Origin of the sequence: Streptomyces sp. NPDC015346 (assembly GCF_043078785.1) — a bacterium.
Taxonomy (GTDB): Bacteria; Actinomycetota; Actinomycetes; order Streptomycetales; family Streptomycetaceae; genus Streptomyces.
Window position 1 is genome coordinate 246,738 of sequence record NZ_JBIBTW010000006.1, and the last position, 13,243, is coordinate 259,980.

General features: G+C 72.2%; 11 protein-coding genes and 1 pseudogene. 4 read left to right on the forward strand and 8 right to left on the reverse strand.

The features are described from left to right. Positions 1-46: 46 nt before the first annotated feature. The 4 genes from ACF06X_RS23415 to ACF06X_RS23430 form a co-directional block, all read right to left on the reverse strand. A complete protein-coding gene (locus ACF06X_RS23415) occupies positions 47-2,521 on the reverse strand; it encodes a fructose-specific PTS transporter subunit EIIC (protein WP_392289225.1) in 2,475 nt (824 codons plus the stop codon). Next, a complete protein-coding gene (gene pfkB, locus ACF06X_RS23420) occupies positions 2,518-3,471 on the reverse strand; it encodes a 1-phosphofructokinase (RefSeq protein ID WP_392289226.1) in 954 nt (317 codons plus the stop codon). Before pfkB ends, ACF06X_RS23415 begins: the two co-directional genes overlap by 4 nt. Continuing rightward, the gene (locus ACF06X_RS23425) at positions 3,468-4,229 is read right to left on the reverse strand and encodes a DeoR/GlpR family DNA-binding transcription regulator (protein ID WP_392289227.1); all 762 of its coding nucleotides are present in this window, start codon (positions 4,227-4,229) and stop codon (positions 3,468-3,470) included. The genes pfkB and ACF06X_RS23425 overlap by 4 nt, the downstream gene beginning before the upstream one ends. A gap of 175 nt (positions 4,230-4,404) precedes the next feature. Continuing rightward, positions 4,405-5,940, reverse strand: coding sequence for an MFS transporter (locus ACF06X_RS23430; RefSeq protein ID WP_392289228.1), 1,536 nt, complete (start codon positions 5,938-5,940; stop codon positions 4,405-4,407). Positions 5,941-6,002: 62 nt separating this feature from the next. On the opposite strand from ACF06X_RS23430, the gene ACF06X_RS23435 reads away from it, so the two are divergent. Beyond that, the gene (locus tag ACF06X_RS23435) at positions 6,003-6,983 is read left to right on the forward strand and encodes a helix-turn-helix transcriptional regulator (protein ID WP_392289229.1); all 981 of its coding nucleotides are present in this window, start codon (positions 6,003-6,005) and stop codon (positions 6,981-6,983) included. 73 nt (positions 6,984-7,056) lie between these two features. Here ACF06X_RS23435 and ACF06X_RS23440 read toward each other — a convergent pair whose 3' ends face one another. Continuing rightward, positions 7,057-8,088 (reverse strand): RNA polymerase sigma factor RpoD/SigA, encoded by a 1,032-nt coding sequence (locus ACF06X_RS23440; RefSeq protein ID WP_392289230.1) that lies wholly within the window; start codon positions 8,086-8,088, stop codon positions 7,057-7,059. 148 nt (positions 8,089-8,236) lie between these two features. Here ACF06X_RS23440 and ACF06X_RS23445 point away from each other — a divergent pair, with 148 nt between their 5' ends. Together ACF06X_RS23445 and ACF06X_RS23450 are read left to right on the forward strand one after the other, a co-directional pair. Further along, a complete protein-coding gene (locus ACF06X_RS23445) occupies positions 8,237-8,818 on the forward strand; it encodes a GNAT family N-acetyltransferase (RefSeq protein WP_392289231.1) in 582 nt (193 codons plus the stop codon). A gap of 15 nt (positions 8,819-8,833) precedes the next feature. Beyond that, positions 8,834-9,172: pseudogene (locus ACF06X_RS23450) on the forward strand (GNAT family N-acetyltransferase); the annotation flags it as partial. A gap of 22 nt (positions 9,173-9,194) precedes the next feature. Here the strand turns inward: ACF06X_RS23450 and ACF06X_RS23455 are convergent. Next, positions 9,195-9,983 carry a dioxygenase gene (locus tag ACF06X_RS23455; protein WP_392289232.1) on the reverse strand — a complete coding sequence of 263 codons (789 nt, stop codon included), beginning with the start codon at positions 9,981-9,983 and terminating at the stop codon, positions 9,195-9,197. Positions 9,984-10,119: 136 nt separating this feature from the next. On the opposite strand from ACF06X_RS23455, the gene ACF06X_RS23460 reads away from it, so the two are divergent. Beyond that, complete coding sequence (locus ACF06X_RS23460) at positions 10,120-10,623, forward strand: MarR family winged helix-turn-helix transcriptional regulator (protein ID WP_392289233.1); 504 nt, start codon at positions 10,120-10,122, stop codon at positions 10,621-10,623. 45 nt (positions 10,624-10,668) lie between these two features. On the opposite strand, the gene ACF06X_RS23465 is transcribed toward ACF06X_RS23460, so the two are convergent. Together ACF06X_RS23465 and ACF06X_RS23470 are read right to left on the reverse strand one after the other, a co-directional pair. Beyond that, complete coding sequence (locus tag ACF06X_RS23465; RefSeq protein ID WP_392289234.1) at positions 10,669-12,216, reverse strand: MFS transporter; 1,548 nt, start codon at positions 12,214-12,216, stop codon at positions 10,669-10,671. Between the two features lie 92 nt (positions 12,217-12,308). After that, the gene (locus ACF06X_RS23470; RefSeq protein WP_392289424.1) at positions 12,309-12,911 is read right to left on the reverse strand and encodes a TetR/AcrR family transcriptional regulator; all 603 of its coding nucleotides are present in this window, start codon (positions 12,909-12,911) and stop codon (positions 12,309-12,311) included. Positions 12,912-13,243: the final 332 nt, after the last annotated feature.

Here is a 13,243-nt window from a genome sequence, read left to right on the forward strand (position 1 = left end):
CCGCTGAGGGGCGGTGCGCTGATGCGCACCGCCCTTTTCAGTGGGGTCAGGCCGCCACGGCCACCTTCGTCCCGGCCTGAGGCTGCTCCTCCGCCGCGCCCGGGACCGGCCTGCGCGCGCCCTTCAGGAGGATCACCAGGCCCGCGCTGACGACCGTGCCCGCGAGGATCGCCAGCAGGTAGAGCAGCGGGTTGCCGATCAGCGGGATCACGAAGACGCCGCCGTGCGGGGCCCGCAGGGTGCACTCGAAGAGCATCGACAGGGCGCCGGTGACCGCGCCGCCCGCCATCGCCGAGGGGATGACCCGCAGCGGGTCGGCCGCGGCGAACGGGATGGCGCCCTCGCTGATGAACGAGGCGCCGAGGACCCAGGCTGCCTTGCCGTTCTCCCGCTCGGTCCGGGTGAAGAGCCTGCCCCGGACGGCCGTGGCCAGCGCCATCGCGAGCGGCGGCACCATGCCGGCGGCCATCACGGCGGCCATGACCTTGAGCGAACCCTCGTTGGGGTTGGCGAGACCGCCGACGGCGAAGGCGTACGCGACCTTATTGACCGGGCCGCCGAGGTCGAAGCACATCATCAGGCCGAGGATCACGCCCAGGATGACCGCGTTCGCGCCGGACAGGCCCGACAGCCAGTCGGTCATCGCCTTCTGGAGGCTCGCGATCGGCTTGCCGACCACCAGGAACATCAGGAAGCCGACGACGATCGACGCGAGCAGCGGGATCACCACCACCGGCATGATGCCCCGCAGGGGCGCGGGCACCTTCACCTTCTGGATGGCGAGGACGGTGCCGCCCGCGATGAGGCCGGCGGCGAGACCGCCGAGGAAACCGGCGTTGATGGTGAGCGCGATGGCGCCGCCGACGAATCCGGGGACGAGACCGGGCCGGTCGGCCATGCCGTAGGCGATGTACCCGGCGAGGACGGGGACGAGGAAGCTGAACGCGAGCCCGCCGATCTGGAAGAGCAGCGCGGCCCAGCTGTCGGCCTGGCCCCATGCGAAGTGCTCGGCGACGGAGGGGGCCTTGTCGATGGCGTAGCCGCCGATGGCGAAGCCGAGGGCGATGAGGAGACCGCCGGCGGCGACGAACGGGACCATGTAGCTGACGCCGGACATCAGCCACTTACGGAGCTTGGTGCCGTAGCCCTCACCGGCCTGGCCGGCGTTCTCGACCGGGGTGCCGGGCCTGGCGGGCTCGGTGGTCTCGCCGCGCTCGGCCTTGGCGCGGACCTCGTCGATGAGTGCGGCGGGCCGGTTGATGCCGGCCTTGACGCCGACGTCGACGGTCGGCTTCCCGGCGAAGCGTTCCTTCTCCCGTACGGGGACGTCGTGCGCGAAGATCACGCCGTCGGCGGCGGCGACGACGGCGGGGTCGAGCCGGGCGAACCCGGCGGACCCCTGCGTCTCGACGACGACCTCGACCCCGGCGGCACGGCCGGCCTTCTCGAGGGACTCGGCGGCCATGTAGGTGTGCGCGATCCCGGTGGGGCAGGAGGTGACGGCGACAATTCGGAATCCCGGCCGACCGCCGTCGCTGGGGCCTCCCCCGTCAGCCGGGCCCTCGCCTCCGGAGACCGCCGCCTCGCTGTCGGCCGTGGCTGACGGGGCGGACGATCCGTCGGCACCTTCCGCCGCCGCGGCGGGCGCGCTGACCGAAGGCGCCGCTCCCGCCGAAGCCGGGGAGTCCGGCCCGGTGGCCGGGACCACGGCCCCCGTGCTGGACTCGGGCGCCCCTGCCGAAGCGTCGGCCCCGGGGGGCGGGGCATCAGCCCCGGTGGGCAGGGCGTCAGCCCCGGGGGTCGAGGCCTCGGCTCCGGTGCCGGACTCGTGCGCCCCGGCCTGCGCGTCGACCCCGGTGGGCAGGGCACCAGCCCCAGGGGTCGGGGCGTCGGCCCCCGTGCCGGACTCGGGCGCCCCCGCCGAAGCGTCGGCCCCGACGGCCGGGACCTCAGCCCCGGCGGACCGGGCGTCAGCCCCAAGGGCCGGGGCTCCGGCCCCAGCCTCCGCTGCCTCGGCGCCGGGCGAAGCCGACGCGATTCCCGCAGGTGCCGCTTCCTGGGAAGGCGCCGGCGTCGGGGGCTCCTCGCCCGAGATGAGGGAGGCCGCGTCCGTGGGGGAGGTCGTGGCGCGCAGGGCCGTCGTGAAGTCCGCGTTCATCAGGCGGCGGGCCAGGGAGGAGAGGATCGTCAGGTGGGCGTCGTCCGCTCCTGCGGGGGCCGCGATCAGGAAGATCAGGTCCGCCGGGCCGTCAGGGGCGCCGAAGTCGATGCCCTGGGGGGCGCGGCCGAAGGCGAGGGTCGGGGCGACGACGTGGGGGCTGCGGCAGTGCGGGATGCCTATGCCGCCGTCGAGGCCGGTCGGCATCTGGGCCTCGCGGGCGGCGACGTCCGCGAGGAAGCCGTCGAGGTCGGTCACCCGGCCGAGCGCGACCATGCGCTCCGCGAGCGAGCGGGCCGCCGCTTCCTTCGTGCCGGCGGACAGGTCGAGGTCGACCAGGTCCGCGGTGATCATCTTGCTCATCGCGGGCTCCCTTGCTCGCTGAGTACTCGGTCGAGGGGAACGTCCGCGGTCACCGTGACCGCCGACGGGTTCAGGTGGGCCGGGCTCGGCATCTCGCTCCCCGGCAGGCCGACCGCCGCCGCGCCGTGCGCGACCGCCGCCGCCAGCGCGTCGGGGCCTTCACCGCCCGCCGCGAGGAAGCCGGCCAAAGACGCGTCACCGGCGCCCACGTTGGAGCGGACGACGTCCACGGCCGCGGTGGCGTACCAGGTGCCGGCGCCGGAGACCAGCAGCTGGCCGTCCGCGCCCAGGCTCGCGAGGACCGCGCCCGCGCCCCGCTCCCGCAGCTCCTCCGCCGCCTTGACCGCGTCGCCGACCGTGGCCAGCGGGCGGCCGACGGCCTGCGCCAGCTCGTCCGCGTTGGGCTTGACGACGTCCGGGTGGGCCGCGAGGGCCGCGAGGAGCGAGGGGCCCGAGGTGTCGAGCGCGATCCGGGCCCCCGCGCCGTGGGCGCGGGTGACCAGCTCGGCGTACCACTCGGGTGCGAGCCCCCGTGGCAGGCTGCCGCAGCAGGCGATCCAGTCCGCGGCCGGGGAGTACGCGCCCACGGTCGACAGCAGGGTCTCCGACTCGTCCGACGTGAGTTCAGGACCCGGCGCGTTGACCTTCGTCAGCGTTCCGTCCGGCTCCGCGAGGGCGATGTTGGAACGGGTGTGTCCGGCGACCGGCACCGGGGCGACCTCGATGCCCTGTTCGGCGAGGAGCTGGGCGACGAGCGCGCCGGGCGCCCCGCCGAGCGGGACGACGGCGACGGTGCGGTGCCCGGCGGCGGCGACGGCGCGCGAGACGTTGACGCCCTTGCCGCCGGGATCCATGCGTTCGGCGGAGGCCCGCAGCACCTCGCCGCGTTCCAGGGCCGGTACCTCGTACGTCCGGTCCAGCGACGGGTTCGGGGTGACGGTGAGGATCATGTGCGTACGACTTCCGTTCCCGCGGCCTCGATCGCCGCGGCGTCCTCGGGGCTGAGCCCGCTGTCGGTGATGAGCAGATCGACGTCGGTGAGGTCGCCGAAGCGGGCGAAGTGCTCCTCGCCGTGCTTGGCCGAGTCGGCGAGCAGCACGACCCGGCGGGCGGACGCGATCACGGCCCGCTTGACGGCGGCCTCGGCGAGGTCGGGGGTGGTGAGACCGTGTTCGGGCGAGAAGCCGTTGGCACCGAGGAAGGCGACGTCGGCGCGGATCTCTCCGTACGCGCGCAGCGCCCACGCGTCGACGGCGGCGCGGGTGCGGTGGCGGACGCGGCCGCCGACGAGGTGGAGGTCGATGCCGGGGTGGTCGGCGAGGCGCGCGGCGACGGGCAGGGCGTGGGTGACGACGGTCAGCCCGCATTCGAGGGGGAAGCCGGCGGCGAGGCGGGAGACGGTGGTCCCGGCGTCGAGGACGACGCTTCCCTCCTCGGGGAGTTCGCCGAGGGCGGCCTGGACGATGCGGTCCTTCTCGTCGGCGGCGGTGGACTCGCGCTCGGCGAGGTCGGGCTCGAAGTCGAGCCGCCCGGCCGGTATCGCCCCGCCGTGCACCCGGCGGACGAGCCCGGCCCGGTCGAGGGCCTTGAGGTCGCGCCGGACGGTCTCGGCGGTGACCTGGAACTCCTCGGCGAGGGAGAGGACGTCCACGCGTCCGCTCTCGCGGGCGAGCCGCAGGATCTCTTGCTGTCGCTCCGGTGCGTACATGTGGTTTTACGTCCGTTCCATGCCCGAACCTGTGGTTTCAGCAGCAGGCTACGTCCGTATGTCCGGAAAGTAAACAGACCTGGGCATACGACAGGGCCCGGCCCGGGGTGATCCCCAGGCCGGGCCCTGTCGCTGTCGCCAGCACCGGCGTCGGCGTCGGCTTCGGCGTCGGCGCTCAGTGGGCGAGAGCAGGCTCCTCACGCACCGGCTCGACCGGCTCGACCGGCTCGACCGCCGACTCCTCCGCGCCCTCCACGTGCTGCTTCGGCTTCTTCGGCAGCGCGAACATCACCAGGAAGATCCCGGCGAGCACCGCGACCGCCCACCCCAGCGCGTTCTGGAACGCGTCCGTGAACGCCGCCCCCACCTCGCCCGGCACCCGCGCCAGACGCTCCTCGTCGATCACTCCGTAGAAGACGACCGAGACCAGGCCGAGCCCGAGCGCGTTGCCCATCTGCCCGGTCGTGTTGATGAGGCCCGAGGCCGAGCCCGCGTGCTCGCGCGGTACGTCGGAGAGGACCGCGTCCGTCAGCGGGGCGACGATCAGGCCCATGCCCAGGCCCATGACGACCAGCGGCGGGATCATCTGCCAGGTGTGGATGTCCGTGCCGTACCGCCCGGCCACCCAGATGTAGAGCAGCACACCGGCCGCCATCGTCAGCGCGCCCGCCTGGAGCACCTTCCGGCCGAAGCGCGGGACCAGCTTCTGCACCGACAGACCGGCCGCCGTCGAGACGGCGATCGAGAACGGCACCCCCGTCAGACCCGCCCTCAGCGGGGTCCAGCCGAGCCCGATCTGCATGTACAGCGTCCAGACCAGGAAGAAGATGCCCATCACGACACCGAAGGTCAGCTGCACCGCGATGCCCGCGGCGAAGCTCTTCACCCGGAACAGTGACAGCTCGACCAGCGGGGAGCCGTCCTTCCTCGTCTTGTACTTCTCGTACGCGACGAGGACGCCGAAGACGACGAGGCTGCCGGCCATGCAGAGGTGGCCCCAGAGCGGCCAGTCCAGCTCCCGGCCCCGCGTCAGCGGGTAGATGAGCATCAGCAGTGCCAGCGTCACGAGCAGCACGCCGACCAGGTCGAGACGGAGCGCCTTCGGGGCCTTGGACTCGATGATGAACTTCCGGCCCAGGAGCAGACCCGCGATGCCGACCGGCAGGTTGATGAGGAAGATCGGCCGCCACTCCAGGCCCGCGATGTTCCACTGCGTGAGCAGGGCGCCGAGCAGCGGTCCGGAGACCGCGCCCAGGCCGATGATCGCGCCGAACAGGCCGAAGACCTTGCCGCGTTCGTGGGCGGGGAAGGTGACGTGGACGATCGACAGGACCTGCGGCACCATCATCGCCGCGGCCGCGCCCTGGAGCAGGCGGGAGGCGACCAGCATCTCCGGGCCGACCGCGAAGCCGCAGAGCGCCGAGGCGACGGTGAAGCCGGCGGTGCCGAGGAGGAAGAGCCGCTTGCGGCCGTAGATGTCACCGAGCCGACCGCCCGTGATCAGGCCGGCGGCGAACGCGAGGGCGTAGCCGGCGGTGATCCACTGGATGTGGCCGAAGGAGGCGCCGAGATCGCGCTCGATGCTCGGGATCGCGATGTTGACGATCGTGGCGTCGACCAGATCCATGAAAGCGGCGGTCATGACGATGGCGAGGGCGATCCATCGTCTGCGGTCGGTGGCCGCCTCCGTGACGGCGTCGTGTGAACTCATATGACGAAACTAGAGGCCGTATAGGTCAGGTCATGTCCTAGATGAACGGCATGCTGGGACTCATGACGGACACTCCGGCACGCCTACTGAATCTGCTCTCGCTCCTCCAGACGCCGCGCGAGTGGCCGGGCAGCGAACTGGCCGAACGGCTCGCGGTCTCACCGCGCACGATCCGCCGGGACATCGACCGACTCCGGGACCTCGGGTATCCGGTGGAGGCCTCGCGCGGCGCCGTGGGCGGCTATCGCCTGGTCGCGGGGGCGGCGATGCCCCCGCTGCTCCTCGACGACGAGGAGGCGGTGGCGATCGCGGTGGGCCTGCGGGCGGGGGCGGGCCACGCGATCGAGGGGGTGGAGGAGGCGTCCGTACGGGCGCTGGCGAAGCTGGAGCAGGTGCTGCCGTCCCGGCTCCGGCACCGGGTCTCCACCCTGCAGAACGCGACGATCCCGCTGACGCGCGGGGACGGCGCGACGGTGGCGCCGCAGACGCTGACGACGCTCGCGGGGGCGGTGACGGCGCGGGAGAAGGTGCGGTTCGGCTACCGGGCCGGCGACGGCACCGAGTCGAAGCGGCTCGTCGAGCCGTACCGGCTGGTGTCGACGGGGTGGCGGTGGTACCTCGTGGCGTACGACCTGGAGCGGTCGGACTGGCGGACGTTCCGGGTGGACCGGGTGTCCGACCCGTTCGCGACGGGGGCGCGGTACACGGCCCGGGAGCTGCCGACGGGCGGGGCGGCGGCCGTCCTGACGGGCTCGATGTCCCGTGCCCAGCCGGAGCTGGATCTGGACGTGAGCTTCGCGGCCCCCGCCCAGTTCGTGGCGGCGCGGCTGCCCTCCCACCTGCCGCCGACCGCGGTCACGGCGGACACCTGCCGACTGCGGGCGCGGGCCGCCGACTCCGTCGAGTGGCTGGCCCTCAGGCTGGCCCTGGTCGACTGCGACTTCACGATCCACGGGCCGGATCAGCTGATCACCTACGTGCGGGAGCTGTCGGCCCGCCTCAATTCGGCGGCGGGGCCACGAACGGAGGCGACGAAGGCCTGAGTGGGTGCCGGGCCCGGGAGGCCGAGCGCCCCGGGCCCGGCGCCCTCAAGACCGGATCCTCCGGACCAGGTCCTCAGGCGACCGCGTCGAAGCCGGTGTCGCGGGCCATCTTCTTCAGTTCCAGCAGTGCGTGCTTCTCGATCTGGCGGATCCGCTCGCGCGTCAGGCCGTGCTCCTTGCCGACCTCCGTCAGCGTGCGCTCCCGGCCGTCCTCGATGCCGTACCGCATGCGGATGATGGACGCCGTACGGTGGTCGAGCTTGTCGATCAGATCGTCGAGCTCCTCGCTGCGCAGCAGCGTCATGACGGACTGCTCGGGCGAGACCGCCGAGGTGTCCTCCAGCAGGTCGCCGAACTGCGTCTCGCCCTCGTCGTCCACCGACATGTTGAGCGAGACCGGGTCGCGCGCCCAGTCCATGACGTCCACGACCCGCTCCGGGGTCGAGCCCAGCTCGGCCGCGATCTCGGCCGGCTCCGGCTCACGGCCCTTCTCCCGGTTGAACTCGCGCTGGACGCGACGGATCCGTCCGAGCTCCTCCACCAGGTGGACGGGGAGCCGGATGGTGCGGGACTGGTCGGCTATGGAGCGCGTGATGGCCTGACGGATCCACCACGTGGCGTACGTGGAGAACTTGAAGCCCTTGGCGTAGTCGAACTTCTCGACCGCGCGGACCAGGCCGGCGTTCCCCTCCTGGATCAGGTCGAGGAGCGGAAGTCCGCTGCGGGGGTAGCGGCGGGCCACCGCGACGACCAGTCGCAGATTGGACTTGATGAAGAGGTCCTTGGCACGCTCACCCGCGGCGACCAGCGCTTCGAGCTCCTCGCGGGACGCGCCGCCGCCCGCCTCGCCGGCCCCCGTCCCGGCAGCGGCTGATGTCACTGTGCCGTCGAGGATCTGCCGGGCGTACACACCCGCCTCGATGTCCTGGGAGAGCTCGACCTCCTTGGCGGCGTCGAGGAGGGGGGTGCGCGCGATCTCGTCGAGGTACATGCCGACCAGGTCGCGGTCGGCGATCTCCCCGCCCACGGCGCGAACGCTGCTTGCCCGCGCGCTGCTGCCACCGCTGGTGGCGGACGAACGACGGGCGACGGCACGGGTTGCCATGCGTGCTCCCTTGCTGAGTAGGTCGCGACACCCTTACGGGTGCCCTGCATCCGACGGAAACAACGACTGGAATCAGGACAGAATTCCCACGCGACACATCGATTTTCGCGATCATGCAGTACCCTGTGCCGCCTTCGAGGGGGGTCGCATGCTGTCCGAACACACAGAGGTGCAGGTCAGGCCGGGCACGGAGGGCGACCTGGCGTCGCTCACGGAGCTGTACAACCACTACGTCCGCGAGACCGCGATCACCTTCGACACGGAACCCTTCACACCGGAGCAGCGGCTTCCCTGGCTCCGCTCCCACCCTGAAGACGGCCCGCACCGCCTCCTGGTTGCTCATCATGTCCGGAACGACCGGAAAGAAACCGATGGCGGCATTCTCGGGTACGCGACGAGCAGCGCCTTCCGCCCCAAGCCGGCGTACTCCACCTCCGTGGAGGTGAGCGTCTACCTCTCCCCCGACGCCGCCGGACGGGGCGTCGGGACGCTGCTCTACGGAGCGCTCTTCGAGGCGCTCGCCGGCGAGGACGTCCACCGCGCCTACGCCGGCATCGCGCTGCCGAACGAGCCCTCGGCCCGCCTCCACGCCCGGTTCGGCTTCCGCCACATCGGTACGTACGGAGAGGTGGGCCGGAAGTTCGGCCGGTACTGGGACGTGGCCTGGTACGAGAAGCGCCTCGGGCCCGCCGACCTCGGGCCCGCCGCGAAGGCGAGCCCAGAGGCCTAGGGAGAGGCCTTGCCGGCGGCGAGCAGCGCCTTCCGCCCCAAGCCGGCGTACTCCACCTCCGTGGAGGTGAGCGTCTACCTCTCCCCCGACGCCGCCGGACGGGGCGTCGGGACGCTGCTCTACGGAGCGCTCTTCGAGGCGCTCGCCGGCGAGGACGTCCACCGCGCCTACGCCGGCATCGCACTGCCGAACGAGCCCTCGGCCCGCCTCCACGCCCGGTTCGGCTTCCGCCACATCGGTACGTACGGAGAGGTGGGCCGGAAGTTCGGCCGGTACTGGGACGTGGCCTGGTACGAGAAGCGCCTCGGGCCCGCCGACCTCGGGCCCGCCGCGAAGCCGAGCCCAGAGGCCTAGCCGAGAGGCCTGGCCGAGAGGCCTAGCCGAACTGGACCGACCGCTTGGCGAGGCCCATCCAGAAGCCGTCGATCACGCTGCGTCCGTCGTCCAGGTCTCCCGCCGCCTCCGCCGCGCCCAGGGTGACGAACAGCGGCGCGAAGTGCTCCGTGCGCGGGTGGGCGAGCCGGCCCGCCGGGGACTTGTGCGTGAAGTCGAGGAGCGCGTCCACGTCCCGGGCCTCCAGGGCGTGGCGGCCCCAGTCGTCGAACTCCGCCGACCAGCCGGGCACCCCTTCCCCGACGTGCCGCAGCGCGGCCAGGTTGTGGGTGAAGAAGCCGCTGCCGACGATCAGGACGCCCTCGTCCCGCAGGGGCGCGAGCCTGCGGCCGATGTCCATCAGCCGCCGTGGATCGAGGGTGGGCATGGAGATCTGGAGGACGGGGATGTCGGCGTCGGGGAACATCTCGACCAGCGGCACGTAGGCCCCGTGGTCGAGGCCCCGGTCGGGGATGTCCTGCACCGGCGTGCCGGGCCCCTGCAGCAGCTTGCGCACCGACGCCGCCAGCTCGGGCGCGCCGGGCGCGCCGTACCGCACGCGGTAGTAGTGCTCGGGGAAGCCCCAGAAGTCGTACACGAGGGGGACGGTCTCGGTCGCGCCGAGGGCGAGCGGGGCCTCCTCCCAGTGGGCGGAGACGATCAGGATCGCCTTCGGCCGGGGCAGGTCGGCGGACCAGGCGGCGAGCTGGGCGGGCCACAGCGGGTCGTCGGCGAGCGGCGGGGCGCCGTGGGAGAGGTAGAGAGCGGGCATCCGTGCGAGCGTGGCGTCCATGACGACCGCCTCCTGACGTGCAGCATCGTCGAGCCGAAGACTCATTGAAGATTCATTGAATATTCAAGCCCACCTGACATGACGAGCTTAGACCCGACGTAGTTCAACTTTCAAGGATGGGCCATAGGATAGATACATGACCATGGCACCCACCGACGGACCCCGCTGGCTCAGCGACGAGGAACAGCGCGTCTGGCGCGCGTACCTCCATGCCACCACCCTCCTCGAGGACCACCTCGACCGCCAGCTGCAGCGCGACGCCGGGATGCCGCACGTCTACTACGGGCTGCTCGTCCAGCTCTCCCAGGCGCCCCGGCGGCGGCTGCGGATGACCGAGCTGGCCAAGGGGGCGAAGATCACCCGCTCCCGGCTCTCGCACGCGGTCGCGCGCCTGGAGAAGAACGGCTGGGTGCTGCGCGAGGACTGCCCCTCCGACAAGCGCGGGCAGTTCGCGTACCTCACGGACGAGGGGTACGCGGTCCTGGAGCGGACCGCGCCCGGCCATGTCGCCGCCGTACGGCAGGCGATGTTCGACCGGCTCACGCCCCGGCAGGTGGAGCAGCTCGGCGAGATCATGAAGGTGATGGCCGAGGGGCTCCAGCCCTCGGACCCGCACGCGGATCTGCCCTGGCTCCGCTGAGGAGCCAGGGCAGATCACGGCGCGGCGCGGCGTCGCCTGAAACGGTCAGTGCGCGATGACGGGGATCTTCACCTCGTCCTCGACGCCCACACCCTCACCGGAGCCCGCGCCCGCACCGGAGCCGTCACCCGTGGCCGAGCCGGCCACCGGCCCGCCGCCCGGCTTCCCGGTGTTGATGAAGGTGACGGCGATCAGGGCCGAGACGACCAGGATGCCGACCGCCCACCAGATGGCCGCCGCGTAACCCTCGACCATGCCCTGGAGCGCCAGCAGCTTCTGGGCGGCCGGGGTGGTGGCACCGGCCGCGTGGTCGGTGAGGTACGCGGTGGTGGCCGAGGCGGCGATCGTGTTCAGCAGGGCCGTACCGATGGCGCCGCCGACCTGCTGCGAGGTGTTGACCATCGCGGAGGCCACACCGGCGTCCCGCGGGTCGACGCCGTGCGTCGCGAGCGACATGGCCGGCATGAAGGCCGTACCCATGCCGAGGCCGAGCAGCAGCTGGGCCGGGAGGATGAGACCGGCGTACGAGGTGTCGACCTCCAGCTGCGTGAGCAGCAGCATGCCGGCACCGGCGGTCAAGAAGCCCGGGCCCATCAGCCAGCGCGGCGGAACCCGCGTCATCAGCCGCGTACCGATCTGGGTCGATCCGGTGATCATGCCCACGATCATCGGCAGGAACGCGAAGCCGGTCTTGACCGGCGAGTACCCCTTCACGATCTGCAGGTAGTAGGTGAGGAAGAGGAACAGGCCGAACATCGCGATGACGGCGAGACCCAGCGAGAGATACACACCGCCGCGGTTGCGCTCGGTCAGGACGCGCAGCGGCAGCAGCGGGGACTTCACCCTCGACTCGGTGAGGACGAAGGCGGCGAGCAGCACCGCCGAGGCGACGAAGAGACCGACCGTCGTCGCGTCGGACCAGCCCTCGGACTCGGCGCGGGTGAAGCCGTAGACGAGCGTGACCAGGCCGAGGGTGGAGAGGACCACGCCCGGGATGTCGAGCGGCGAGCGGTTGCGGCCGCCGGCCGGCTCACGGATCACGAAGTACGCGCCGACGGCGGCGATGATCGCGAACGGGATGTTGACGAAGAAGGTCCAGCGCCAGTTCAGGTACTCGGTGAGGAAGCCGCCGAGGATGAGGCCGACGGCGCCGCCGCCACCGGCGATCGCGCCGTAGATGCCGAAGGCCTTGGCGCGCTCCTTGCCGTCGGTGAACATCACCGCGAGCAGCGAAAGCGCGGCCGGTGCGAGCAGCGCGCCGAAGGCGCCCTGGAGCGCGCGGGCGCCGAGCATCATCGCCTCGCCGGTCGCGGCGCCGCCCAGTGCGGAGGCGGCGGCGAAGCCGATGAGACCCACCACGAAGGTGCGCTTACGGCCCCACAGGTCGGCGATGCGGCCGCCGAAGAGCAGGAGTCCGCCGAAGGCCAGCGCGTAGGCCGTGATGACCCACTGCCGGTTGCCGTCCGAGATCCCGAGGTCCTGCTGGGCGGAGGGCAGCGCGATGTTCACGATCGTCGCGTCCAGCACGACCATCAGCTGGGCGAGGGCGATGAAGACCAGCGCTTTCCAGCGCCTGGGATCTGTTTCGGGCATGGGGGTAGCCACCTCTTGGTGCGTAAGGGAAAAGAACGGACGTACGGGGTAAGGGAGTTACGGAAGAGTCAGGGTGCTGGATCGGGGTGGGGTCACGCCGGGCGGGAGTCCCTCCGCAGGTCCTCCAGGGTGGCGGCCGAGCCGGGCAGCACGGAGCGCGCGGGCGCCTCCAGGCCGTCCAGGAACAGCTGCAGATGGCGGTGGACGAAGCGGTCCATGTTCACGCAGGCGGTGCCCGGCAGGGGGCGGGTCAGCTGGGAGACGGCGATCAGCAGGTCGCCGACGCCGACGTCCGCACGGAGCCGGCCCGCCCGCTGCGCGCGGTCGACGAGGCCCTGCACGGCCTCCTCCAGGCACTCGCGCGCGGCGCGCAGTTCGGGGTGGTCGCGGTCGAAGGCGCCGTCGAGCATCGGGCACAGGGCGCCGATCCGCTCGTCGGCCGCGGCATGGGTGAAGCGGCGCAGCGCCTCGAAGGTGTCGCTCTCCTCCGCTGTCGCCTCCGCCGCCAGGTCGGTGGTGCGGGCCATGACGGACAGGACGACCTCCTGGACGAGGTCGGCGCGCTCGGGGAAGTTGCGGTAGAGCGTGGCGTTCCCGACTCCGGCGCGGCGCGCGATCTCGTCGAGCGGCACCTGAGGGCCGAACTCGACGAACATCTCGCGGGCCGCCGTCACGATCCGCTCGCGGTTGCGCAGGGCGTCGGCGCGCGGGCGGAGCGGGCGGCGGGCGGGCGCGGCGCCCGCTGCCGTAGCTGCGGTGGCGCCGGCCGTGGCGTCGGCCGTGGCGTCGGCGGTGGCGTCGGCGGTGGCGCCGGCCGTGGCGTCGGCGGTGATGTTCACGCCGGCCCTCCTTCACGTCTTCGCGTCCACGTCTTCGCGGACCTCGGATATCCGGGGAGCGAGTCCCCACTTCCTCGAACACAGGCGTAAACGGGGAGGGAGTCCCCGGTTATTTCCCGCTTCCACTGTGACCTGGGCCACAGGACTGCCGTCGGCCGGATTCCCACGATCGGTCCAATCCGGCGCGC

What these genes read in the sequence shown, in the direction of transcription:
- ACF06X_RS23415 (WP_392289225.1), bottom strand. Translation starts at nt 2,521, where the DNA reads ATGAGCAAGATGATCACCGCGGACCTGGTCGACCTCGACCTGTCCGCC.
- pfkB (WP_392289226.1), bottom strand. Translation starts at nt 3,471, where the DNA reads ATGATCCTCACCGTCACCCCGAACCCGTCGCTGGACCGGACGTACGAG.
- ACF06X_RS23425 (WP_392289227.1), bottom strand. Translation starts at nt 4,229, where the DNA reads ATGTACGCACCGGAGCGACAGCAAGAGATCCTGCGGCTCGCCCGCGAG.
- ACF06X_RS23430 (WP_392289228.1), bottom strand. Translation starts at nt 5,940, where the DNA reads ATGAGTTCACACGACGCCGTCACGGAGGCGGCCACCGACCGCAGACGA.
- ACF06X_RS23435 (WP_392289229.1), top strand. Translation starts at nt 6,003, where the DNA reads ATGACGGACACTCCGGCACGCCTACTGAATCTGCTCTCGCTCCTCCAG.
- ACF06X_RS23440 (WP_392289230.1), bottom strand. Translation starts at nt 8,088, where the DNA reads ATGGCAACCCGTGCCGTCGCCCGTCGTTCGTCCGCCACCAGCGGTGGC.
- ACF06X_RS23445 (WP_392289231.1), top strand. Translation starts at nt 8,237, where the DNA reads ATGCTGTCCGAACACACAGAGGTGCAGGTCAGGCCGGGCACGGAGGGC.
- ACF06X_RS23455 (WP_392289232.1), bottom strand. Translation starts at nt 9,983, where the DNA reads ATGGACGCCACGCTCGCACGGATGCCCGCTCTCTACCTCTCCCACGGC.
- ACF06X_RS23460 (WP_392289233.1), top strand. Translation starts at nt 10,120, where the DNA reads ATGACCATGGCACCCACCGACGGACCCCGCTGGCTCAGCGACGAGGAA.
- ACF06X_RS23465 (WP_392289234.1), bottom strand. Translation starts at nt 12,216, where the DNA reads ATGCCCGAAACAGATCCCAGGCGCTGGAAAGCGCTGGTCTTCATCGCC.